Source organism: Candidatus Velamenicoccus archaeovorus (assembly GCF_004102945.1).
Lineage (GTDB): Bacteria > Omnitrophota > Gorgyraeia > Velamenicoccales > Velamenicoccaceae > Velamenicoccus > Velamenicoccus archaeovorus.
Genome location: NZ_CP019384.1, coordinates 203444 through 224348, shown reverse-complemented (window position 1 = coordinate 224348; position 20905 = coordinate 203444). Strand labels below are relative to the sequence as shown.

The window sequence follows — 20905 nt, the reverse complement described above, 5'->3', positions numbered from 1 at the left end:
GTAGTGGATTGTTTTATCTCGGCCTGGCCGGAGGCCGAGCCGAGATAAAACAAAAACACCACCCGCTCTCATAGAAGAACGGGTGGTGTGGTCCTTGCGGAAACTACTCCACCTTGATCGCGTTCACAGGGCACATATCCGCAATCTCCTGCAGATTGCAACTGGAACACTGCTGGGCCTTGACATGAGCGATGCCGTCATCCTTGACTTCAAATACTTCTGGACAGTTCTGTTCGCATAGGCCGCAGCCGACGCATGTGGCCGCATCAACGGTAACTTTTGCCATTATTGTCCTCTCGATTTCCCGCTGAATTTGTTTGTCTGACATCGACCCCTCGTCTCTATCAGCGTTTAAGTCGGAAACGAAGGGCCTTCTTTTCTTATTTCAAGTTTTCGAACATCTCTTCGTGCGTCACTTCTTCGGAAAGGATATGGGTCGCCAACTGATAAACCACATCCTCTTTGCCGAGGGTTTTCTTGGCGATCTTGCGGTAAACCTCGATGGCCCCGCCTTCGGCTTCCATCACAAACTTGATGATCTTGTCGTAATCATCCGTTTCTTTGGGCGGCGCCGGATACGGGAAATTGGCATTCTTCTCGATCTCCCCGAACGCCCTGAAGGGCATGCCGCCGAGCTTAATGATCATATCCGCCAATTCGCCCTGGTGTTCCAGCTCGTCGCCGGCAATCTTCTTGAGAAACTCTTCCATATCCTCATAGCCCTTGCCGGAAACAACGGAAGCCATATAGGTATAAGCGTAATACGCCAGCCATTCATCGCAATAGGCGCGGTTCAGATCCGCGATAAGTTCCTTAAGATCGACCCCTGACGTTTCTCTGAATTTTTTACCCATGGATACCCCCTTTTTTCCCGTTTTAGCGTTCTCTTTTTACAGTTCTCCGGACCTGCTTGCCTCTCATCTTTGGGCCGCTTGGACTACCACTTTAGCATAATCCGCCAGTTTGCTCAACTCTTCTTCTGAGGGCACATACTGAACTTCGAACGGAGGACCGATCGACTCCAGCCCCATGGCCTCGACTTCACCGGCGATGCGCCGCGATGCACCCTCGGCCCAGCCGTAGGAACCGAATATCCCTACTTTCTTGTTTCTGGGTTTTAGCCCGCGCAGATATGTCAGGAAACCGCCCATGGTCCAGAACATATCGGCGTTGAGAGTAGGCGACCCCAAAAGCAGGACGCGCGCATCCAGCACATCGCGGATGATCTGGCTGTTATCGCTGCTGCGGATGTTGTAAATCTTCACCTCCACGCCCGGGACGGCGATCTCCTCCGCCAAAGACCTGGCCAGTTTATCCGTGGATCCCCACATTGTATCGTAAACAATGACGACCTTGGAAAGGGTCTCTCTTGCGGTCCAGCGCCCATAAGCCTCAACGACGCGCATCGGATTTTTGCGCCAGATGGCGCCATGGCTCGGGCCGATGATGTCGATAGGCAGCTGCAATGCCGTGAATTCTTCAAGCTTTTTTGCAATGACGTCGCCCAGGGGCATCAGGATATTGCCGTAATACTTGGCGGCCTCCTCCATACAATAATCCTCGCCTATCTCGTCGGCGAAACGCAAAGGATGCCCCAGATGCTGACCGAAGGCGTCATTCGGCAAAAGAACCTTATCCTCCACGCAATAGGTAAACATGCTGTCCGGCCAATGAACCATAGGGGCCGTAAAGAATAAAAGAGTCTTGCGGCCTATCGAAAGCCTGTCTCCTGTTTTCACCAGATGGAATTCCCTGTCACGAATGCCGTAATGCCTCAAGAGCCCTTCTTTTCCCTTCGGGGTGCAATAGATTTTAGCTTTGGGGGCAGCCGCCAGGACCTCGAGGATGGAACCCGAATGGTCCATCTCCACATGATTGATGATGAGGTTATCTATCTTCGCCGGGTTTGCGATCGAGGCCACATGGCGCAACAGGTCGCACCCGAAATCTTTTTTGACGGTGTCGACCAAGGTGAGCCTATCATCCACGATGAGATAAGCGTTGTAACTTGTTCCCTGAGGCGTGCGATAGCCATGAAAATCCCTGATGTGATGATCAACAGCGCCGACCCAGTAAATCTTATTTTTCAGCTCGACGGTTTTCATGATGCACCTTCTTTTTTCGACCCCGGCGCCTGCTCATGCATCTCAAGTTCCTGCGTATCCCTGATAACGGCACCGGAAGGCCCTCCCAAGCGCACCTGCCCCGTCTCGTCGGAATAAAAAACAAAACGCCCCGAAGCATTCATCTTTACGGGAGACGCCTGGACGGTAAAATGACTCTCGTCCTGCTTGATGTAGGAATAAACGTAGCCGCTGGCGTTGTTGGGGTCGCTTACATCATCGGTAACGGACCTGGAAATATATTTTTTCAAGACATCGAGGTTCACGGGATAAAAGCCCAGCTCCTGTTTATAGGTCTTGGCGGCATTAACGATGCTGAGCGTATACATGTAAGCGGTCATGTCGTTCAACCTCATGACCTGGCTGCGGAGCTCCGGATAGAACTTGATCAGGGTCCGGTTCAGGGCCGGCCCGACGGAAAGCGCAAGGAATGATATCAGTAAAAACGGCAGGATAACGGCGGACGTCACCGCCCGCCAGACCGGGACACCATAGAGTTCGCGTACGCCTATCAAAATGAGGGCCAAACCCCAGACCGACGCAAACAATCCCCCCACAACAGGAAGCGCATAAAAAATGTCCGCCGCACTCTTGTAGCAAACAATGAAAAAAACCGGAAAGAGGGACTTATCGAACCCAAGGACAAGCTTGATGCCGGCCGAAACAAAGACCAGGGTGACGGCCAGGACCAAAAGCGGCCGCAGGACGAAAAACGGCGAGTGCATGGCCGAAAAGGTGACAAACGACATCTGGGCCCGCAGCTCAGGGGAAATGACATGGCTCGAAAGATGTTTCAGCCAAAAGATGTTGGCGACATCGAAGGCCAATTTGAGATATCCCAAGAGGAGGGCAAAGACCAGCGCGCGGATGACCCTCTGGCGGACAGGGACGCCGCCGGCGCTCTTGAGTGTCCGGAAAAAATCAACGGGACGCAGCAATAATGAAGCGACGGCAACAGCCAAAGACCGCAGCATGGCCCCAAATCCGTCTGCCTGCTCCCAGGCGACGATGGAAGAAGTCGGAATTCTCTGCGACATAGGCGAAATCAGGCGAGTTTGCGGAAATTATCTTTGGGGACGCCGCACTCAGGGCAAACCCAAGTGTCGGGGATATCTTCAAACCTTGTGCCCGGCGCAACGCCGTTGTCAGGATCGCCTTTGGCGGGATCGTAAATGTAGCCGCAAACGGTGCACTCCCATTTTTCCATTGGTTTTGTCCCTTCCGGGCCATCGCCCTGCAAAACCAACTCCCGGTCTGCTTGATAATTTTTCCCGGCTGGCCGGCCCTGTCCGGCCGAACCCTGGAAAAAATCATCAAGCGCTTAAACAGGGAGCCGCATAGGTTTTTCTTATCCCTGCGCTTTAAACGGAGAGGCCGTACTTACGGATATTGTAATCCGCGACGGCCTGGATTTCCTTGAGGCCTTTCTCGTCCTTGAGAAGATGCTTAAACCGCCCCTGGATCTTAAGGTATTCCTCGACGGGCTTGACAGAGGCGATCTTGCGCGGGACGAGCTGGCCGTTCTCGTATTCGAAGATCGGATAAAGCCCTGTCTCAACCGCAAGCTTGGCCACTTCGGATGTCTGGGAAGATTCATGCCTCCACCCCAGGGGGCACGGCACATGGATCTGGATGTATTTCGGCCCTTTGATGCTCAGGGCCTTCTTGACTTTCTTCTGGATATCCTGAGGATAGCCGACGGAGGCTGTCGCCACATAGGGGATGCCGTGGGCGGCGGCGATGTCCGGCATGGGTTTCTTGGGCCGGGGATTGCCGAAAGAAGCGGATCCCGGTGGAGTTGTCGTTGTGTTGGAGGTCGTCGGCGTTAAGCCGCTGCGCTGGATCCCCGTATTCATGTAAGCCTCATTGTCATAGCAGACATAAAGCACATCGTGGCCGCGCTCCAGCATCCCGGAGAGCGCCTGGAGGCCGATATCGGCCGTCCCGCCGTCTCCGCCCTGCGCGATCACGTTGATCGCGTCTTTCTTACCCAGATACTTCAGCCCGGATTCAACACCCGAAGCCACAGCCGCGCAGTTCTCGAAGAGCGAATGGATCCACGGAACGCACCATGCCGATTCCGGGTATTTCGTCGAGAATACCTCCAGGCACCCGGTATTGTTGGCGATCATGGTGTTTTTTCCGGCGGCATCAATGACCAGGCGCGCCGCGATCGCCTGACCGCATCCTGCGCACGCTGTATGACCCGGCTTGAATAACGTCTCTGTCATTGTTAAGCTCCTTAATTTTGCCTATAATTAGGCCCTTTCCTTACAAAATTAGACCCTTCGCTTATTCGGTATTGCGCAGGTCTACCCCCTTGTGGGGTTAATCCCGAGTCTGCGCAGGAAATTTTTGCCGACCCGTCGTGGCAAAAATTTACAAGCGTTGAGACGAGGGATAAACGTTTATTCCTTATTTTGCCTATAACAGGGTTTCTCTTCCTTACACCTGGCCATATCGGAAGGGCCAGTGCGCCGCTTTCTGCGGCGCAAAATTAGGCCCTTCCTTTAATGGTATGGGGAAGGCCTACCCCTCGTGGGTTACAAAATTAATCCCGAGTCTCGGCAAAACTCCATTTTGCCAGGTAGGAAATTTTTGCCGACTGGCCAGCTTCGCTGGCCGAGTCTTGGCAGAAATTTTCGAGCGTTTCGAGCAAAAGTTCAATGCTCATTTCGTCTCCGCAAGCAATTCCTGCTTTAAGCCGATAAAGGCGCAATCCACCTGCTTGCCGCCCAGCGCCTCATAAACGTCGAGGATAGACTTGACCCGGATGTCACGGCCGCCCAGACCCAGGACGAAACCGCTCGTCTTGGGGGCCTTCGTCCCCAAAGACGACAAGGCCGACGTCACATCCGTGTAAAAAGGACCGAAACCTCCCAGAGAAATACTCTTATCCACGACCGCCACTTCCCTGACATTCTTGAGGCTGGCGACGATCGCATCTTTCGGGAAAGGCCGGTAGGTGGCTATCTTGACCAGCCCCACCTTCTTTCCCTTGGCGCGCAACTCGTCGATCGCGTCGCGGATCGTCCCGCAGACAGAGCCGGCCGCCACAAAAGCCTGCTCGGCATCTTCCATGCGATAGGTCTGGATAAGGCCGCCGCTCTCGCGGCCGAAAGCCTTCTTGAACTCGGCGGCGAGCCCGGGGATCTTGCTCAAAAGCTCCCTGTGTGTCTCCTGGACCATGTAGCGGATCTCCAGATAATAATCCGGATCCGCCAGATACCCCATCGTCTGGGGATTGTCGATATCGAGCTTATAGGTCGTCTTGTAGGCAGGCAGATACCGGTCCACCTCTTCCTGAGAAGGCATGTCCACAACCTCCATGCCGTGTGTGAGAATAAAGCCGTCCATATTGACCATCACGGGCAGCATGACATCCGGATCCTCGCCGAGCTTGTAAGCCTGGAGGTGCAGATCGACAGCCTCCTGGATGCTTTCGGCAAAGAACAAGACCCATCCGGAATCCCTGACGACCATGACATCCTGTTGATCGTTCCAGATGTTGATCGGAGCTGAAATGGCGCGATTGGCCGTCGTCATGACGACGGGCAGACGCATGCCGGCGATATTAAAAACGACCTCGGCCATCAAGAGCAACCCCTGGGAACTCGTCGCGGTATAAGAACGCACGCCCGTGGCTTCGCCGCCGAGGACCACGGATGCCGCGGAATGCTCGCTCTCGACGTTGACGAACTGCGCGTTCAACTCCTTGTTCGAAACCATCTGGGCGAGGTCCTCAACGATATGCGTCTGCGGCGTGATTGGATACGCCGATACGACGCCGGGGCGGCACCTCTTGATGATCTCTGCTACCGCATGGGAACCTTCTACAAACTCTTTCATATGAACATCCTCTCTGGTAAATAGACCCCGACAAAACAAGGCCGGGACAGGCTATATCTTCTCGTCCTCAGAAACCATCTCGATATCCTTTTTCGGACAGATGGCCGCGCAGCTCCCGCAACCCTTGCAATAATCCAGATCGCAGCCAAACGTGTTCTTCCCTTCGCCGGAGATGATCCCTTCGGGACAAATATACACGCACATCCTGCAGGCGATGCAGTTCTTCCTGAGAAACTTCGGCTTGACTTCCGTGCGCCAGGAACCCGTCTTGTTGGCGACGCTGGAACCCGGCTTTGACGTCATATGACCTTTCATGCGTATCTCCTTTAATGAGCGGACAGTTTATGGAGTCCAAAGGACGAGATAAACTGTAGTCCCGGTTTCTTGCGGGACGTCCGCGAATTAAACCCAGCACGAATTTTACCACATGGTGGCACAAGAAACATAATTGCTGTTTTACGTGCCATCCTTCCTTGTTTGAAATAAGAACACAGTAAAATTTGTGCTGGGTCAAATGCGGCCGTATAATTTACATCGCTATCGCTCTGTAAATTATGGCCTTATTTGACAAAATCAAATCCGCGCCTCAGCGCCTCAACGTTCATGTCGACGACCTTCTGCCCCTTGCCGCCGAACCGCTCACGGATGGCCTTTGTCAAATCATCAAGCGTCAGCTGACCCGTCGCCGCCGCATAGGCCCCCAAAAGCACGGTATTGCCCAACAGGGCCTTACCCATGATATCCATGGAAATCTTGTTGCCGGGAACAATAAAAAGCTTCTGTTTCCCTTTGGGTTTGGGGATCTCAACGCCGTCCCTTTCATTCACCACCGCGACGCCGTCATCCTTGAAACCGACATAGCAATTATATCCTCTCATCAGCGTCGCATCCACGACGATCAGATAATCCGGCTCGTAGACCTGGCTCCTCAAACGCACAGGCTTATCGTCAATACGCACAAAGGCGTTCATCGGCGCGCCCATCCGCGCGGCGCCGAAATGAGGAAAGGCATAGGGAAACTGGCCTTTCAAAAAATAAGCGTAACCCAGGATGCCGGCGGTGGTAATAGCCCCTTGTCCGGCCCTGGCGTGTATCCTGATCTCCTTCATATGAATTCCTCCTTAATTCCGCCTCTGGCGGAATCAACTCCACGTGTATCTTGAGAATTTATGGCTGCCCGTCCGAGCTCTGCGAGGACTGGGTGCAGGCATAAATTGTCAAGATGCTTACACGGGGAGCAACGTTTATTTCCTTCATCCTTCCGCCTCTGGCGAGATTAGACCCTCCGCTATGTGGAATGCGGAGGTCTGCCCCCTTATGGCCGTCCTGGCCGGCTGCGCCAGACCGACGGCCTACCCTGGAAAAACTTACAAGCGCATAAGCAAAGAGCGATGTTCCCAAGCCGCAAAGGATTTTCCATTATATTAGGTAAAGAAAATAAAATCAAGGACATTGATTGCGAAAAAACGAACACCCTCAAGACACGAAGGGCATTTTTCAACGCACGATCTGCCGCGCATTACAAGCGTCGCAAAGACCGAAGAACTCCAGTCTGTGCGAATAAATCCTGAAGCCTGTCAGGGTGCGCACCCTATCATCCAACTCTTTGATGGAAGGAATGCGGATATCGTAGATTTTGCGGCAATTCTTGCAGATAAAGTGATAATGCGAATGCACAACGGCATCGAAATGACTGAGGCCCGTACCGAAGTCCAACTCCCAGATTTGACCCTGTTCTTTCAAAATCCGCAGATTACGATAGACCGTGCCCAAGCTCAGACGGGGAAACTTTCCCTTGAACTTTTTATAAATCTGATCCGCCGTGGGGTGTTCCCTGGTGTTGGTCAAAAGCTCCAGGATCTTTTGCCGCTGCTTCGTGATCCGGTAGTTTTGAGACATCTTTTTCATGGTCATTCTCCCAGACGCACCGCACAGGGCCTCACCCACGAAAAGCCTCTCCGTGATTGCGGGGCGGCTTTGCAGGGACAAAAATCCCTTGCCGGTCTCTTTAAAGCCGTTGCCGATGATTTGGAAGGCGGGAAAATCTCGTGCCTGCTCGAGCGTGACGGGTACTAAATAATAATCATTCTTATTATTATTTTAAGGATTTTGGGAGATCCTGTCAAGGGAGTCTTTTGGAGATGTTTCAGCGCCCCAGGAGCTTACGATAATTACCCGGCAATTCGTTCCCCGTCCAGACGACGTCCCCGTCAGAGGAGATCAAGACAAAGGTCGGCACGCCGACCACGCCGTAGCTTTCAGCGACGAGGGTGTTGCTATCCAGAAGGACCGCAAAAGGCAGCTGTTGTTTTTCGATGAACGCCTTCACCTTGGCCTTGCTTTCACCGGCATCAACAAGGAGAAGCTTGATCTTGCCCTCCTCCATCTTCCGGCGTTCACCCGCCAGCAATGGAAGCTTTTCGCGGCAATAGGGACACCACGTGGTAAAGAAAAAGAGAATGACGCCGTGGCCGTGCAAATCCCGCAGCGCCACTTTGGTGTCAGCAGTTGTTTCCAGGGTGAAATCCGGAGCGATGCTGCCGACCAACTGTGTCCGTCTCACGGATGCCGAGGCCGAAACGTTGTGGACGCAAGAAAACACGGTCAATATCCAGACAAAAATAAAACAACGGACCATCCTCAGCCTCATATCAAAGCCCTCCCCATATTGACAAGAAAATATTCTCCTGTCAGGATCAAAAGCACGCCGCCGATTTTTTCGATCGTATACATCCATTGTCCGGACTTGGGCATTCCTGCCAGCAAACCGCTGAATGTCCCTGCCAGGATCAACAAAGCCCCCATGCCGTAGGCAAAGCTGAAAAGAAGAAAAACACCGTAAAAAAGGTTCTGCTTGGTCGCCACATAGACAAGGATGGCGCCCAGGACAGGGGCCGTGCACGGCCCGACGATCAACCCCGAAGTCATCCCCAGAAGGAAAACAGAAAACTTCGACTTGCGTCCCTTGATCTTGTTTAAAAAGAAGTTCGGCAAGTGCATTTCAAAGACCCCCAGCATCGAAAGACCAAAGACAATGCAGATGTTGCCGATGATGAAGAAAGAGATGGGGCTGGAGCTGATCTGTCCGAAAATCTTCCCCGTCATGCTGGCAAAGACACCGAGGATGCTATAGGTAATGGCCATGCCAAGGACATAAATGAGGCTCAAAATGAAAGCGTGAAGCCTGTCTTTCTGGGCACCGGCGCCGATATAGCCGATCGTCACAGGCAAAAGCGGATAGACACAAGGCGAAAAACTTACCAGGACGCCTGCGCCGAAAACCAGGATGAACTCAAATGGATTACCACCCGAAATCATGCCGTTCTGCCCTTTCTTAAAGAAGCTGAGATCCATTCCAGATAAGGGGCGCTGCCCGCGACAATCGGCATCGCAATGATCTCGCAGACACTGTAACTATGCACCCGGCGGACCTCCCGTACGATCTTCTTCAAAAGCCGCTGCTCGGTCTTGGCGATCAGAAGCGATTCCCTGGCCGCATCGATCCTTCCCTGCCACCAGAAAAAAGACGCCATGCCCTTGACGATATTGACGCACGCACAGAGCCTTTTCTTCAAAAGCATATCTGCCAGAGACCTGGCCTCGGGGCCTTGCGGCGCCGTCATGAAAACCATGCAGTATTTCATCTTCTCATTTTTCCTGCATCAAGTAGCGGGAAACACCCAAGACCGCCTTGGCGCCTTCGCCGGCGGCCACGATGATCTGCTTCTCAGGCACGGTTGTGACGTCGCCGGCGGCAAAGACGCCCCGAACACTGGTCCTGTTGAGGCAATCGACGACGATCTCACCGGCATCATTCCTGTCCACAAAATCCGCAATCTCGCTGTTGGGAATCGAACCGATCTCCACGAAGATACCGCTCACAGCCAGTTCCCGCGGCTTTCCCGAAACTTCAACCTTCAGAGATGTGACAAAACGATCGCCCGCGATCTCCACTGTCTTTGCGTTATTCAAAACCTCGACCCTCGGCGATACCTGAACCTTGCGGCGCATGATCTCGTCGCCGCCGAGCGCGGCATTGATATCGACGAGATATACCTTCTCGGCGATATTCACCATCTGCAGCGCCGCATCCAGGGCCGAGTTGCCGCCGCCGATGACCGCCACCGTCTTTTTGGAAAACAGCGGCCCGTCGCATGTCGCACAGTAACTGACGCCCTTGTTGCGAAATTTCTCTTCGCCGGGCACTCCCAGCCACCGGGGCCGGCGCCCCGAGGCGATCAACACGGAACGGCACGCATAAGAGGCCTTGGCGCTTTCGACGGCAAACCCGCCGCCGGCCCCTTCGGCCTGCCAGGCAATCCGCGTCACCGCTTCGCCGTTATAAAAGGTGATGGCGAATTGACGCAGATGCTCTTCGAACTTGGCCGCCAGGTCCGGTCCTGTGATGAACTGATAGCCGGTATAATTCTCCACATCGGCGCTCAAGGCCGTCTGGCCGCCCAAGTCCTCAGACACAAGGACAAAGTCGATTTTTTTACGGGCGGCATAAATCGCAGCCGTAATCCCCGCCGGGCCTGCGCCGATAATGACAAGATCCAGCATACCTTAAAGCCCCAACTTCTGGTCGATCCTGGCCTGGTCAAAGCCCACAATCACTTCGCCGTCGATCACCAAGACGGGCACGCCCATCTGTCCCGAAACATCAACCATCTGTTTCAACGCTTCTTCATCGGCCGAGACATCGATATTCTCAAAATCAACACCCTTATCCGACAAATATTTTTTCGCACGGATACAATAAGGGCACGTCGGCGTAGAATACACTTTGACACGGACCATATCGACCTCTCGTTTTCCCGCTGAATCTATTTGCCTGAGCTTGACTCCGGGCCTCCTTCAGCGTCTTTGTGCCTGAGACGAGGGACCTTTTGTCTTGTTCATTCGAACACCTTGTTCAGCCAACTGGATTGTTCAGGAACTTCTAGGGAGCTTTCCAGTTCCCGGCGCTGCGCGTAGGCCTTCTCCTGCCGAACAGCCTTCAGGTGCAAGCCCTCCTCCTTGATGATCTTTTTGAATAACTCCTTCTCGGCGGGCTTGATCCTGGACTTTGCGAGCTTCTTATAATAAGCCAGGAGCTTCTCCTCAAGCCGAATGGCCATTTTCATCGCTCCCAGAAGGGAAAAACCATAGGGTTTCAGACCTGGATCGACGATCTTTTCGGCCGGCTGGTAGGACTCGCCGGACAACTCCTTATACTTCCTCCCCAAGATCTCATGGTGCGCTATGGACTGGTGCTGCAGTTGACGGAAACGTTCCTTGGCCCGGCCGTTGCGCACGTTGGCAGCCACATACTTATAGAACTGGGCGGCCGCATGTTCCAAGTCCATGGCGTTCTTCAGTTCAGCCACTGGCCCGCCGGTGCCGGCGTCTTGACCCAAAACAACCCGGATCTGCCCCTGGATCTCTTCGATCTCGGGAAAAGTCTCCTGCCGGGCCGCCAACTCTCCCCCTTTGAAATACAAAAGTGTCGGGATCACCCGTACGCCGTAATCCTTCCAACGCCGGCTTTCGTTGACGTTAAGCCGGAAAAAAAGCATCTGGTCCAGGTAATCGCGGGCGGCTTCACGGACGCGCTGGGCCATCGCCTTGCAGATAATGCATTCCGGGCTGGCGCACTCGACCAAGACGGGCAAGGAAGCCTTCAACACCAAGGCATTGAATTGCGTATCGTTGATCTCTATCAATTTGACCATGATTTTTCACCTGTCCCCGTCATCTTACCACGAATAATATGCCTGCGCAACGCCGCGCAAAACAGAAAAACGCTCAACAAAGCCTCAGGACGGACACCTGGCGTCCTGCCGCCTCTCCCTGACGCCTGTAGGAATAGAATTCCCCGTTCCGGCAAGACGTGCAGATACCGCTTTCCACGATCCTTCCTGCCGGCACGCCGCACGCCTCCAACTCCGCGCGGGCGCACGAGGCCAAATCCATGAAGACGTCTCTTCTGCGGCGCACAACGGCCGAGGGAAACATAGAAACAAATTCCTCGCCTACGCGGTAACAACAAGGCCCTATGGCCGGCCCAAACGCCGCCAGGACATCCTCGGGCCGGCTGCCGAAACTCTTCGTCATCGTCGACATTGCACGAGAAACGATCCGCAGATGCAGACCCCGCCAGCCGGCATGGACCATCGCAATGACTCTCTTTTCCGTATCAAGCATAAAAACGGGCAGACAATCAGCCGTCAAGACCGACAAAGAAACCCCTTTTGTGCCGGTCACAAGGGCGTCCGTGGCCTGGATGGCTGTCGGCCGCCCTGCGACGCCGGCCCGCCTGTGTTGCCAGCCGGCGACAAGGACGCGATCGCCGTGCGCCTGGGAAAGGCACACAAGCTCCCCTGTGTCGATGCCGGCGGCCGCGAGCGCCCGGCGCCTGTCGGGATTCTCAAAAGACATGTCCAAAGGCCGTGTTGTAAAAAACGCCTGCGCGCCAAAAGCCTCAAAGACTTTAAGCCTGTAGCGGTTCCCTTCCTTGTGGAGAACAAGCGCCTCTGTCATTATCCGGGGATTTCAACGATCTTGGTATGCGCGTGAAGACCCTGCCTGATACGGACATCGCTCTTGCGGACAGAGAAATGCTCGGCGATGAGTCCAACCAAAGCCTTGTTGGCTTTGCCTTTTTCAGGCGCAACGCTCACATAGACCTTCAGGCGGTCGGCTTCCTGCACGACCTCATTGCGGGAGGATTTTGGAATGACCTTGACTTCAAGAATCACGAGGCCCCTCGAGCTGTGCGGCGTCGTCCGCCTGGCGCAGGTCTTCGATCTTTTTGATCTGCCTGTCAAGCTGGTTCTTGCGCGTAGTGACAAGCGCATCATATTCTTTGCGGGCATCTTCCAGCCGCTCGCCCATCTTCTCCAACGACGCGCAGAACGCCTGATACTGTTTCTTGAAAGATTCAAGGACGGAAAATATCTGGCGTGTCGTGCCTTCCAGACGGAACATATCCATGGCCTGGCGGATCACCGCCAGGATCGCGTAGAGCGTCAGAGGCGAACAGAAGATCACGCGCTGCTTCATGGCCTCATCCAGGATCATACGGTCATTCTGATTGATGAAGGCATAGACCTGCTCATTCGGGATGAATACGATCACATAATCCAGCGTCCGCTCCTGGGGATCGATATAATCACGCGTCGTGACTTCCTTGATGCGCTGGCGTACATCGCGCAGGAACTGCGTCTTATAGGCATCCTTCTCCTGCTCGTTTTTGGCCTCAAAAAACCTCTGGTAATTCATCAGGGGAAACTTGACATCCATGTTGAGCTTCAACCCCTGCGGCAAGAAAAAGGTGTAGTCCGGTCGGGTCTGCCCCTGGGCCTTCTGTTTGGCATAATTGACGCCTTCGATGAAACCCGCCAGGCGCAAAACATCCTCTGCCATGCGTTCCCCCCATTGACCGATGGCCTTGGTCGAAGCCAGGGCCGTCCGGAGATGGTCGGTCGTCTCCTGGAGCCTGGAAGTCTCGACGTTCATCCGCTCGATGTCCTTCGATAGGTTGGCGAATTTCTCCACGCGGTCCTTCTCCAGGCCGTTCATGAGGTCTTTGACACGCAGCAATTCCTCCTTCATCTCTTCCAGCGTCCTGTCGATGAGCTCTTTTTTTCCGGCGAGGTCCTTCTCGCCCATGGCGCTCAAGCCCTGGAATTTCTCATGAGCCAGTTTAAGAAACTCCTCGGAATTCTTGGAAAGCGCCTCCAGGGACAAGCTGGCGAAAATCCCCTTGAGCCGATCCACGGCCTGGGTCAGCTGCTGTTCCTGGCCCAGGGCTGTTTTGCGTCCCAAAAGGCCTTTCACCCAAAAAACGACCAAAGCCAGGACCAGACCGGCAGCCATGCCGGTCAGTATGTGTAAAAACGGCACACTCATGCATGCTCCATTCTAAGGATATCTCCCTCTTTGACTTTTTTAAGGATGAGGGGATCGCCGACGATCCGCCCTAGGAAAGTGACGGAACTCGCCGGCATGATCTTGCCGCCGCGGCTGTTCGGCGTCAGGCCGAAAAACAGACAGAAACACGGCCCCTTTGGCCAATAGGCCACATCGCCGACCTCCATCACGTCGCGGGTGTATTCTTTTTCAAGCCCGGCCCTGGGTGTAATATAACAATAAACCTCCTGACCCCATAACTCGGCTTTTGACTCCAAGGGAAGCCTGGAAATAATCAGTCGGCTCGTTTTAGACTCATTGAGCTCGGCAAAAACCGTGACTTCCGCGATCGTGATCTTGATGCGCATACGGCATCATTATAACGTAAGGAGACGAGGACGTCTACGCCCCGGCCCCTGTTCATTTTCCGGCCAGCGTGTATTTTTTGACCATCGCGCAAGGCTTGTAGGATTCCTTGGCCTGACGCAACCCCGGCACGCCAAGGTCCTGCTCCCTGTTGACGAAATCAAACCCTGCGGCCGCGGCGGCGCAAAACATCTGATTGATCGCCTGGTAAATCCCTGTACAGACATCGTTCGCTTTCTCGATGTGAATCACGAATGTTCTAGGATTCAACGCCTCGCCGATGGTCACAGCTTCCACCTTGCCGCCGACGCGGATCATCGCCCCTCTGACGCCGAGGCCCTCAAAATTCCCGAGGATCTCCTCGACCGCTTCCCGCTCATGAGCCAACCCTTCGGTACGCTGGCAGTCCTTGGCCAGGCACCACTCTTCCTGGAAAGACAGACAGCTCTCCACATCCTCTCTTTTCATTTCTATGAATTCAAAGGCGCATGTCTCCTTAAACCGCTTAATGAAATTCCTCTTGCCGTCATAGGCAGCGCCCTTCAGCCCGATCAGGTCACTGGTGCGGTAAAGGTAATCAAAATGATCCCTCTCTTCCTTGACGGCAAAGCGGCCGGACGCCTGCAGAGGAACGGCTGTCTCTTCGGGCAGACGCACGAAGACCACCGGCGCGCCGGCCGATGAACCAAGGCATTGCTCGACCACTTTCCGCTTTTCTGCCGCCGGACACAGGGGATCAAAAATATCCAGACGCTCCCGGCGGCGGGAGACGATCAGGACCGTTTCACCGAGGCGCGAAAGACAAAAATCATATGACGTTCTCCAGGCAAAAAGGTTCGTAAATGTGTACTCCGAGATCGTCAGAGGATAAGCGATGAACAAGCGGTCCAGGAGAGCTTTGTCATCCCGCCGCAACGGCCGTAGGCGAGGGAAAAAAGGAATATCCGCCGTACCTTTCGTGTCGACAATCATGCGGGCACCTGTGGAGAAGATCAACTCAAGGGACTCATTTCAACAGCCTCTTTTTCATCAAGACGATAGCGATGCAGCACGAAACAATGCCCAGGGCCGCCAGAACCAGCATATCAAGCAGTATCCCGCCTGTCGGACGGCCCAAGGCCAGGCCTCGCAAGGCGGAAACCACATAGGTGAGCGGAAAGATCCGTGCGACGGCCTGGGCCCATCCCGGGAGGGTCTCGAGGGGAAAAAAGACACCGCTCAGCAAAAACATAGGCGTGATAAAAAGGAAAACCGGGAAATTGAACATCTCGATGTTCTTCACCAGGCCCGTGAAACACATGCCCAGCCCCGAAAAGACCATGCCCGCAAGCAAGGCGACGGCAAGAACCCACAGCCCCATCGGAAGAACGATCAGCCCAAAACCCAACAGGACGGCGAACATGATCGCCGCCGCCATGAACGCCTTGGTCGCCCCCCAGACCAATTCCCCGAAAATAATATCCTCTATGGCCAGGGGCGTCGAGAGGATGGCGTCGAATGTCTTCTGGAAATACATCCGGACAAAAGAAGCGTAAGTCGTCTCAAAAAAACCGTGGTTCATGACGGCGACGGCCACAAGACCCGGCGCGATAAAGGCCATATAGGAAATGTCGGCGTGCATATAGGAAACCTTCTGGACAAGCCCGCCCAACCCGATGCCGAAGGCAAAAAGATACAGCACGGGCTCAAGCAAAGGCGGGATAAAATTCACTTTCCACGTCGCCAGATAGACGTCGAAATTCCTCTGCCAGACACGCCAGAATTTCCAACTGAGTTTTTTTAAAATCATCTTGTTTGAATGACCAAAGAATACCCGAGTTCCAACGACCAAACAAAAGCTTCTGTTTGATCATTGGTTATTGAGAATTATTTGGTTATTATTTCTTGGTCATTGATTATTTTGTTATATCAATCCCTCAAGTCCCTGCCCGTCACCTTCAAGAAAACATCCTCGAGGTTCGCCATGCGCAAAAGGCAATGCTCCTCTCCGAAGCGATCGACAAGCAGCCTATAGGCGGCAACGCCATCCTCAGTAAAAACATAGCAGTGGGTGGCCGAGGCCTCAAACGACAGGTGCATATCGCGCAGCGCCCGGACGACAGGCGGCTCGGCGCTGGAAATCTCGACGACGTGACGGCCGACATTCTTGGCCACAAGCTGACGGGGAGAACCTTCCTGGACGATCCGGCCCTGGTCCATGATAAGCAGACGGTCGCAAAGGTGTTCGGCCTCGTCCATATAATGTGTCGTCAAGACGACCGATGTCCCTTGGCGCTTGACCTGAATGATCGTCTCCCAAATCTGATGCCTGGCCTGCGGATCGAGGCCCGTTGTCGGCTCATCCAGGATCAAAAGCTCCGGCTTATTGAGGAGCGAACGGATCATCATCAGGCGTCGTTTCATGCCACCGGATAATTCTTCGATCGCCGCTTTTCTCCTGTGGTAAAGGCCGATAAAGTGCAGCAGCTCTTCACAGCGCTTCTCCACGTCGGGACCCGTGATATCGAAATAGCGCGCAAAGACACGCAGGTTGTCCCAGACGTTTAGATCGGGATCAAGATTGTTCTCCTGGGGGCAGACCCCCAGGCGTGCCTTGATCCGGCTTGGTTGCCGGCGCACATCTAACCCCAGAACCTCCAGGAGGCCGGCCGTAGGCGGGATAAAACAATGGATCATCCTGACAGTGGTCGTCTTGCCGGCGCCGTTGGGCCCCAAGAGACCGAAACACTCGTGAGGACGGACGTCAAAATCAATGCCCGAGACCGCCGCCGTCTCTCCAAAATTCTTGGTCAGCTGCCGGGCCCTGATGGCAGGCGGAGCGGTGGAAGAATCAACAGACGTCATCATCTAAAGGTCCCTCCCTCGCATTCAGGGCATTGACTTTCGATAAACTCGAGCGACTTCACTATATCCTCAAAAGGCGGCAGGCCTGCGGCCGCCGTCGCCACATACTCGAAAAATACATCCCCGTACCTATCCGTGATGAAAAGGGCGGTGAAGGCCTCTCTGTCGGCAAAAGAGATAAATTGGCGCAAAACCTCCATCTTCTCGTCCGAAAGGACGGCAAACGAAAGACGATGCGCCTGATACAAAGCGCCGATGACCTCCGAACAGGCGGGAGAGACGACGGCGATAACGGCGTTTTGCTGCCTGATGGCGGCCGCGGCCTCGTCGAGCCGCATCAAAAAATCCAGATCCGGCCGCGTCATGAAAAACAGGACCAGGTTCTTTTTGCGTTTATAACCCGAGGAGTCGAACACCTCGCCGTCTCTAGCCTGGAGATGGAACTGGGGAATGATGCTGCGTTCCGGAACAAGGGATTTCGCCATGCACGCCTCCGATGACGTTTCCGTAGCTTCTCTTTAGGAAAGGACCGGCGCACAGAGAGATGAAGCGATCGTTGCAAAGGCGCGCTCGCTCAAGTCCTTGCGCGCAAACTCCTTCTCGCTGCCGCCGGACAAAGAGATCGTTTCATGGATAACCACATCCACATCAATCGAACGGTGACCCAGGAGACGGAAAAAATGATCCATGAACGTCATCTCTCCGTACCAGTAGACCTGCCCGCGGTTCTCAGGCGTCAAAGGTCGACCGTCAAGGGCCCGGTAGCGCAACGTCACGGGGACGACGCCGCAGCCCGCTTTCAGGGGCGCTTCAAAAAAAGCCGATTTGAATGGCAGGAGCTTATCTCCGTTCGTCGACGTCCCCTCCGGAAAGAAAAGGACATTTACCCCCTGACGCAGGACGCCGGCAATATCGTCGATATACTCGCTGATATGGTTCTTCCGTTGCCTGTCGATGAAAAGGGTCCCCGACAATTCGGTCATGGCCCCGATCAACGGCCAACGCTTCAACTCGCTCTTGCTGGTATAAATAAGGGGAGAAAGCGCCCCGAGGACAAAACCATCGAGATAACCGACGTGGTTGCTGACCAAAAACAGACCACCGGCTGGCACCTGTCTTGAACCCACCAGGCGCATGCGCACGCCAATCAGACGCACGAAGCATGAGGCGAGCGCCCGATTCAGGCAAGCGATCGGAGCCCACCGCCTCTTCGGTCTCAAGACAAAAAAACTCAGCCGCACAAGACAGGCGGCCAGGAGAAAAACGATAAAACACACTACACACGGGATCAGCTTGAGTAAACGCCTCATGCGTCCTTTCTCGGACGCATGCGATCCACATATGCCGAAGAGATCTTGTCCATTTCCAGGAGCATGAAAAAATCGACTGTGCCGAATTCTTCGTCAAAGACAGGCTCGCCGCAGACAAAGGCGCCGAATTTGAGATACGAACGGACCAGGGAAGGAACCTTGAGCATGACTTGCTTCTCGCGTCCCTCAATGCTGCAATGCCGGTCGAGCCGGCCGAAGACCTTGGCTGCCAGGGGGCGCACGCGCAGGGCCGCCGGAGCAAAATGATCACGCTTGAGCAAGGCAAAGATAGCGCTGACATCCGCGGCATCCGTCGTATAGACACTGGGGCACCCCGTAATATACTTGACGCGATGCCGACGGACATAATCGATAATTCCAGCCCAAAGGAGCATGACGATCGCATTGCGGCGGTATTCCTTATGAACACAAGACCGGCCCATTTCAAGAATATCGTCCTTGATGCCCTTGAGATCGGAAAGATCGAATTCGTTCTCGGCGTAGAACTTCCCCAGCGGCCCCAGCCGCCGGCCCAACAAAAGCCGGTAAGTTCCAATGACCGATTTTTTCGCTTTATCGATGATGAGGATGTGGTCGCAGATCTCGTCGAAGGCGTCACAGTCCAATCCGCGCGCGTAAGAAGCCTCCAGTCCTTTCTTCATCTCAAGGTTAAACACCTCGAAACGAAGGCGCTGGGCGGATTCGATCTCTTCTTTTGACGATGCCAGCTTGATCTCGAAATCGTTCATGACAGGGCAGAAACAGCCGCTCCGGATGATGGAGCCTCCATCAGATGAACCCAGAAAAAACGGGAAAAACTGACATCACTCTTCCCGCTTGACGCCCCCCCGTACAGCCGCAGCAAACTACGGCCTCACCTAAGAAAACGGGGCCACCACCGGGGCGTGGCACGGACATAGGCGGCATACTGATCGCCGAACCGAACGGTTAGGGATCTCTCTTCTATCAGGACAAAAAAATGCATGATAAAAAAAATAACCGCCGCGTAAACCAGGATACCCCAAGAGCCAAGCAGGAAGCTGCTTCCGAGAAGAAAGATCACGGTCCCCAAGACCATAGGGTTGCGCACATAGCGATAAGGCCCGATGGAAACAAGCTTTTTGGGATGAAAATACGGCAGCGGCGTCCCTTGCCCCTTTTTGATGAAAAGCATCACGCACCAAACAGCCAGAGCATATCCCAGAAGAGAGACGGGGCCGCCAAGCCACTTCAGAAACACGCTATGAAAACCGCCGATCCTCGGGTCGATAAAACGATGGATGAGGTACGGGCATCCGATCCACAGGCACATGATGAAACTGCCGCCGATCAAAAAAGTTTTAAGGCCGTTATTCCTCTCTTCCCTGTCGCAAATATTGATGAACATGGCAATCTCCTCGCCTAAAATATTCCGGCGGCAAAAGAATGAACTGTGCGAATTTAAAAAAACCGCAAAGCCTCTCTTTTTCAGCCTTGCGGTCAGTCTCAATCTAAAAGCGTATCACGTTCTTGCATCACAAAATACAAGTAGTGTCTTGCTTGAAAATTTCCGGGCCGGATGTTAACGATGCCGGTCTCATGGCTGGTCTTCCACAACGACTTTAAGGATCTTCTGCTCCTTGAGCGGCCTGTCGGAACCGTCCACCGATGTTGCGGCTATCTTCTCGACAACGTCATAACCGCCAATGACACGGCCAAAAATCGTATGGTGCATATTCAGCCACGGTGTGGCCGCCACGGTGATAAAAAACTGACTGCCATTGGTCCCCGGTCCAGCATTGGCCATGGCGAGCAGCCCCGGCGCATCAAAAGCAACGTCCTTGCTGACCTCATCCTCGAAGGGTTTTCCGAAGATGGAGACGCCGCCGGCGCCCGTTCCCGTCGGATCTCCGCCCTGGATCATGAAACCTTTGATCACCCTGTGAAAGGTCAGGCCGTCATAATAACCCTTTTGGGCCAGGCCGACAAAATTCTTGCAGGCCAAAGGCGCCACGTCATCAAACAACTCCAGTTCGATATTCCCCTGGTTTGTCTGCAGGATGACCCGTGTCTTATGCTGAGGTGTCTCTTGGGCTCTTGATGTCATCGCCAAACAGAACACGCACAGCCATGCGAGAAAGAGGCGTCTTCCCATGTGTCCCTCCCCTTAAACGGCCGGCGGATTAAAGATAGCATCGATCTCTTCAAGTTGTATGGGTTTATGGATAAACAAATCGCCGCCGATCTTCTGGACGATCCGGCTGTCGACAGCCGGAAAGCCGGAGATCAGGACGATCCTGGCCCCGGGGTTTCTCTGGCGCGCCTTCTCGATCAGCTCCAGCCCCGTGATGTTGGGCATGCTACAATCCAGAAGCACATAATCAAAGTTGTCTTCTTCGATAAGCTTCTTGGCTTCCTGGCCGTCAAAAACGACGGCCACCTTCATTTTCTTCCTCTCAAGGTATCTCTTAAGATAAAGACAGGTGTCTTTTTCGTCGTCAGCGACCAAGACTTTTCTCGAAACAGACATGTCATTCATGG

General features: G+C 54.1%; 30 protein-coding genes. All 30 read right to left on the bottom strand.

Translation table 11 applies throughout. The features are described from left to right. Nucleotides 1–103 precede the first annotated feature (103 nt). On the bottom strand, nucleotides 104–286 hold the full coding sequence (locus tag BU251_RS00540) for a ferredoxin (RefSeq protein WP_128698972.1): 183 nt from the start codon (nucleotides 284–286) through the stop codon (nucleotides 104–106). Nucleotides 287–380: 94 nt separating this feature from the next. Next, nucleotides 381–854 (bottom strand): ferritin-like domain-containing protein, encoded by a 474-nt coding sequence (locus BU251_RS00535; RefSeq protein ID WP_128698971.1) that lies wholly within the window; start codon nucleotides 852–854, stop codon nucleotides 381–383. A gap of 63 nt (nucleotides 855–917) precedes the next feature. Beyond that, complete coding sequence (locus tag BU251_RS00530; protein ID WP_128698970.1) at nucleotides 918–2105, bottom strand: FprA family A-type flavoprotein; 1188 nt, start codon at nucleotides 2103–2105, stop codon at nucleotides 918–920. After that, entirely contained in the window at nucleotides 2102–3160 is a 1059-nt protein-coding gene (locus BU251_RS00525) for a Yip1 family protein (protein WP_128698969.1), read from the bottom strand. Before BU251_RS00525 ends, BU251_RS00530 begins: the two co-directional genes overlap by 4 nt. Nucleotides 3161–3168: 8 nt before the next feature. Then, nucleotides 3169–3330 (bottom strand): rubredoxin, encoded by a 162-nt coding sequence (rd, locus tag BU251_RS00520; RefSeq protein WP_128698968.1) that lies wholly within the window; start codon nucleotides 3328–3330, stop codon nucleotides 3169–3171. A 154-nt stretch (nucleotides 3331–3484) separates the two neighbouring features. Beyond that, nucleotides 3485–4354 (bottom strand): pyruvate synthase subunit PorB, encoded by an 870-nt coding sequence (gene porB, locus BU251_RS00515; protein WP_128698967.1) that lies wholly within the window; start codon nucleotides 4352–4354, stop codon nucleotides 3485–3487. 320 nt (nucleotides 4355–4674) lie between these two features. Further along, nucleotides 4675–4797 (bottom strand): hypothetical protein, encoded by a 123-nt coding sequence (locus BU251_RS09575; protein WP_275405393.1) that lies wholly within the window; start codon nucleotides 4795–4797, stop codon nucleotides 4675–4677. Continuing rightward, nucleotides 4794–5972, bottom strand: coding sequence for a transketolase C-terminal domain-containing protein (locus tag BU251_RS00510; RefSeq protein WP_128698966.1), 1179 nt, complete (start codon nucleotides 5970–5972; stop codon nucleotides 4794–4796). Before BU251_RS00510 ends, BU251_RS09575 begins: the two co-directional genes overlap by 4 nt. Before the next feature lie 51 nt (nucleotides 5973–6023). Next, nucleotides 6024–6287: a 4Fe-4S binding protein gene (locus BU251_RS00505; protein WP_128698965.1), complete on the bottom strand. Its 264-nt coding sequence runs from the start codon at nucleotides 6285–6287 to the stop codon at nucleotides 6024–6026. Nucleotides 6288–6532: 245 nt separating this feature from the next. Further along, nucleotides 6533–7081, bottom strand: coding sequence for a 2-oxoacid:acceptor oxidoreductase family protein (locus BU251_RS00500; protein WP_128698964.1), 549 nt, complete (start codon nucleotides 7079–7081; stop codon nucleotides 6533–6535). A gap of 388 nt (nucleotides 7082–7469) precedes the next feature. After that, a complete protein-coding gene (locus tag BU251_RS00495; protein WP_228767815.1) occupies nucleotides 7470–7880 on the bottom strand; it encodes a Fur family transcriptional regulator in 411 nt (136 codons plus the stop codon). A 238-nt stretch (nucleotides 7881–8118) separates the two neighbouring features. Continuing rightward, nucleotides 8119–8622, bottom strand: a complete 504-nt coding sequence (locus tag BU251_RS00490) for a peroxiredoxin family protein (protein ID WP_164908788.1) — start codon at nucleotides 8620–8622, stop codon at nucleotides 8119–8121. Next, entirely contained in the window at nucleotides 8619–9290 is a 672-nt protein-coding gene (locus BU251_RS00485; protein WP_228767814.1) for a cytochrome c biogenesis protein CcdA, read from the bottom strand. Before BU251_RS00485 ends, BU251_RS00490 begins: the two co-directional genes overlap by 4 nt. Then, nucleotides 9287–9616, bottom strand: coding sequence for a divalent-cation tolerance protein CutA (cutA, locus tag BU251_RS00480; protein WP_128698961.1), 330 nt, complete (start codon nucleotides 9614–9616; stop codon nucleotides 9287–9289). Before cutA ends, BU251_RS00485 begins: the two co-directional genes overlap by 4 nt. Nucleotides 9617–9620: 4 nt before the next feature. After that, entirely contained in the window at nucleotides 9621–10535 is a 915-nt protein-coding gene (locus BU251_RS00475) for an NAD(P)/FAD-dependent oxidoreductase (RefSeq protein WP_128698960.1), read from the bottom strand. A gap of 3 nt (nucleotides 10536–10538) precedes the next feature. Further along, nucleotides 10539–10772 (bottom strand): glutaredoxin family protein, encoded by a 234-nt coding sequence (locus BU251_RS00470; RefSeq protein WP_128698959.1) that lies wholly within the window; start codon nucleotides 10770–10772, stop codon nucleotides 10539–10541. 98 nt (nucleotides 10773–10870) lie between these two features. Then, nucleotides 10871–11686 (bottom strand): thioredoxin domain-containing protein, encoded by an 816-nt coding sequence (locus BU251_RS00465; RefSeq protein WP_128698958.1) that lies wholly within the window; start codon nucleotides 11684–11686, stop codon nucleotides 10871–10873. A 73-nt stretch (nucleotides 11687–11759) separates the two neighbouring features. Beyond that, nucleotides 11760–12494: a peptidoglycan editing factor PgeF gene (pgeF, locus tag BU251_RS00460; protein WP_128698957.1), complete on the bottom strand. Its 735-nt coding sequence runs from the start codon at nucleotides 12492–12494 to the stop codon at nucleotides 11760–11762. Then, nucleotides 12494–12712 (bottom strand): DUF167 domain-containing protein, encoded by a 219-nt coding sequence (locus tag BU251_RS00455; protein WP_128698956.1) that lies wholly within the window; start codon nucleotides 12710–12712, stop codon nucleotides 12494–12496. The genes pgeF and BU251_RS00455 overlap by 1 nt, the downstream gene beginning before the upstream one ends. Next, nucleotides 12702–13865, bottom strand: coding sequence for a DNA recombination protein RmuC (locus tag BU251_RS00450; RefSeq protein ID WP_128698955.1), 1164 nt, complete (start codon nucleotides 13863–13865; stop codon nucleotides 12702–12704). The genes BU251_RS00455 and BU251_RS00450 overlap by 11 nt, the downstream gene beginning before the upstream one ends. Continuing rightward, on the bottom strand, nucleotides 13862–14233 hold the full coding sequence (locus tag BU251_RS00445) for a cyclophilin-like fold protein (protein WP_128698954.1): 372 nt from the start codon (nucleotides 14231–14233) through the stop codon (nucleotides 13862–13864). Before BU251_RS00445 ends, BU251_RS00450 begins: the two co-directional genes overlap by 4 nt. 52 nt (nucleotides 14234–14285) lie before the next feature. After that, nucleotides 14286–15203, bottom strand: a complete 918-nt coding sequence (locus BU251_RS00440) for a DUF2156 domain-containing protein (protein WP_128698953.1) — start codon at nucleotides 15201–15203, stop codon at nucleotides 14286–14288. 34 nt (nucleotides 15204–15237) lie between these two features. Next, complete coding sequence (locus BU251_RS00435) at nucleotides 15238–16020, bottom strand: ABC transporter permease (RefSeq protein ID WP_128698952.1); 783 nt, start codon at nucleotides 16018–16020, stop codon at nucleotides 15238–15240. 119 nt (nucleotides 16021–16139) lie between these two features. After that, nucleotides 16140–17078, bottom strand: a complete 939-nt coding sequence (locus BU251_RS00430) for an ABC transporter ATP-binding protein (protein ID WP_320416947.1) — start codon at nucleotides 17076–17078, stop codon at nucleotides 16140–16142. After that, entirely contained in the window at nucleotides 17075–17560 is a 486-nt protein-coding gene (locus tag BU251_RS00425) for a peroxiredoxin family protein (RefSeq protein WP_128698951.1), read from the bottom strand. The genes BU251_RS00430 and BU251_RS00425 overlap by 4 nt, the downstream gene beginning before the upstream one ends. Nucleotides 17561–17593: 33 nt before the next feature. Beyond that, entirely contained in the window at nucleotides 17594–18385 is a 792-nt protein-coding gene (locus tag BU251_RS00420; RefSeq protein ID WP_128698950.1) for a lysophospholipid acyltransferase family protein, read from the bottom strand. Continuing rightward, the gene (locus tag BU251_RS00415) at nucleotides 18382–19134 is read right to left on the bottom strand and encodes a GNAT family N-acetyltransferase (RefSeq protein ID WP_128698949.1); all 753 of its coding nucleotides are present in this window, start codon (nucleotides 19132–19134) and stop codon (nucleotides 18382–18384) included. The genes BU251_RS00420 and BU251_RS00415 overlap by 4 nt, the downstream gene beginning before the upstream one ends. Nucleotides 19135–19259: 125 nt before the next feature. Beyond that, a complete protein-coding gene (locus tag BU251_RS00410; RefSeq protein ID WP_128698948.1) occupies nucleotides 19260–19772 on the bottom strand; it encodes a methyltransferase family protein in 513 nt (170 codons plus the stop codon). 189 nt (nucleotides 19773–19961) lie between these two features. Beyond that, entirely contained in the window at nucleotides 19962–20519 is a 558-nt protein-coding gene (locus tag BU251_RS00405) for a peptidylprolyl isomerase (protein WP_128698947.1), read from the bottom strand. A 12-nt stretch (nucleotides 20520–20531) separates the two neighbouring features. Then, nucleotides 20532–20903, bottom strand: coding sequence for a response regulator (locus BU251_RS00400; RefSeq protein ID WP_128698946.1), 372 nt, complete (start codon nucleotides 20901–20903; stop codon nucleotides 20532–20534). Nucleotides 20904–20905: the final 2 nt, after the last annotated feature.

What these genes read in the sequence shown, in the direction of transcription:
- BU251_RS00540 (WP_128698972.1), bottom strand. Translation starts at nt 286, where the DNA reads ATGGCAAAAGTTACCGTTGATGCGGCCACATGCGTCGGCTGCGGCCTA.
- BU251_RS00535 (WP_128698971.1), bottom strand. Translation starts at nt 854, where the DNA reads ATGGGTAAAAAATTCAGAGAAACGTCAGGGGTCGATCTTAAGGAACTT.
- BU251_RS00530 (WP_128698970.1), bottom strand. Translation starts at nt 2,105, where the DNA reads ATGAAAACCGTCGAGCTGAAAAATAAGATTTACTGGGTCGGCGCTGTT.
- BU251_RS00525 (WP_128698969.1), bottom strand. Translation starts at nt 3,160, where the DNA reads ATGTCGCAGAGAATTCCGACTTCTTCCATCGTCGCCTGGGAGCAGGCA.
- rd (WP_128698968.1), bottom strand. Translation starts at nt 3,330, where the DNA reads ATGGAAAAATGGGAGTGCACCGTTTGCGGCTACATTTACGATCCCGCC.
- porB (WP_128698967.1), bottom strand. Translation starts at nt 4,354, where the DNA reads ATGACAGAGACGTTATTCAAGCCGGGTCATACAGCGTGCGCAGGATGC.
- BU251_RS09575 (WP_275405393.1), bottom strand. Translation starts at nt 4,797, where the DNA reads ATGAGCATTGAACTTTTGCTCGAAACGCTCGAAAATTTCTGCCAAGAC.
- BU251_RS00510 (WP_128698966.1), bottom strand. Translation starts at nt 5,972, where the DNA reads ATGAAAGAGTTTGTAGAAGGTTCCCATGCGGTAGCAGAGATCATCAAG.
- BU251_RS00505 (WP_128698965.1), bottom strand. Translation starts at nt 6,287, where the DNA reads ATGAAAGGTCATATGACGTCAAAGCCGGGTTCCAGCGTCGCCAACAAG.
- BU251_RS00500 (WP_128698964.1), bottom strand. Translation starts at nt 7,081, where the DNA reads ATGAAGGAGATCAGGATACACGCCAGGGCCGGACAAGGGGCTATTACC.
- BU251_RS00495 (WP_228767815.1), bottom strand. Translation starts at nt 7,880, where the DNA reads ATGAAAAAGATGTCTCAAAACTACCGGATCACGAAGCAGCGGCAAAAG.
- BU251_RS00490 (WP_164908788.1), bottom strand. Translation starts at nt 8,622, where the DNA reads ATGAGGCTGAGGATGGTCCGTTGTTTTATTTTTGTCTGGATATTGACC.
- BU251_RS00485 (WP_228767814.1), bottom strand. Translation starts at nt 9,290, where the DNA reads ATGATTTCGGGTGGTAATCCATTTGAGTTCATCCTGGTTTTCGGCGCA.
- cutA (WP_128698961.1), bottom strand. Translation starts at nt 9,616, where the DNA reads ATGAAATACTGCATGGTTTTCATGACGGCGCCGCAAGGCCCCGAGGCC.
- BU251_RS00475 (WP_128698960.1), bottom strand. Translation starts at nt 10,535, where the DNA reads ATGCTGGATCTTGTCATTATCGGCGCAGGCCCGGCGGGGATTACGGCT.
- BU251_RS00470 (WP_128698959.1), bottom strand. Translation starts at nt 10,772, where the DNA reads ATGGTCCGTGTCAAAGTGTATTCTACGCCGACGTGCCCTTATTGTATC.
- BU251_RS00465 (WP_128698958.1), bottom strand. Translation starts at nt 11,686, where the DNA reads ATGGTCAAATTGATAGAGATCAACGATACGCAATTCAATGCCTTGGTG.
- pgeF (WP_128698957.1), bottom strand. Translation starts at nt 12,494, where the DNA reads ATGACAGAGGCGCTTGTTCTCCACAAGGAAGGGAACCGCTACAGGCTT.
- BU251_RS00450 (WP_128698955.1), bottom strand. Translation starts at nt 13,865, where the DNA reads ATGAGTGTGCCGTTTTTACACATACTGACCGGCATGGCTGCCGGTCTG.
- BU251_RS00445 (WP_128698954.1), bottom strand. Translation starts at nt 14,233, where the DNA reads ATGCGCATCAAGATCACGATCGCGGAAGTCACGGTTTTTGCCGAGCTC.
- BU251_RS00440 (WP_128698953.1), bottom strand. Translation starts at nt 15,203, where the DNA reads ATGATTGTCGACACGAAAGGTACGGCGGATATTCCTTTTTTCCCTCGC.
- BU251_RS00435 (WP_128698952.1), bottom strand. Translation starts at nt 16,020, where the DNA reads ATGATTTTAAAAAAACTCAGTTGGAAATTCTGGCGTGTCTGGCAGAGG.
- BU251_RS00430 (WP_320416947.1), bottom strand. Translation starts at nt 17,078, where the DNA reads ATGATGACGTCTGTTGATTCTTCCACCGCTCCGCCTGCCATCAGGGCC.
- BU251_RS00425 (WP_128698951.1), bottom strand. Translation starts at nt 17,560, where the DNA reads ATGGCGAAATCCCTTGTTCCGGAACGCAGCATCATTCCCCAGTTCCAT.
- BU251_RS00420 (WP_128698950.1), bottom strand. Translation starts at nt 18,385, where the DNA reads ATGAGGCGTTTACTCAAGCTGATCCCGTGTGTAGTGTGTTTTATCGTT.
- BU251_RS00415 (WP_128698949.1), bottom strand. Translation starts at nt 19,134, where the DNA reads ATGAACGATTTCGAGATCAAGCTGGCATCGTCAAAAGAAGAGATCGAA.
- BU251_RS00410 (WP_128698948.1), bottom strand. Translation starts at nt 19,772, where the DNA reads ATGTTCATCAATATTTGCGACAGGGAAGAGAGGAATAACGGCCTTAAA.
- BU251_RS00405 (WP_128698947.1), bottom strand. Translation starts at nt 20,519, where the DNA reads ATGGGAAGACGCCTCTTTCTCGCATGGCTGTGCGTGTTCTGTTTGGCG.
- BU251_RS00400 (WP_128698946.1), bottom strand. Translation starts at nt 20,903, where the DNA reads ATGAATGACATGTCTGTTTCGAGAAAAGTCTTGGTCGCTGACGACGAA.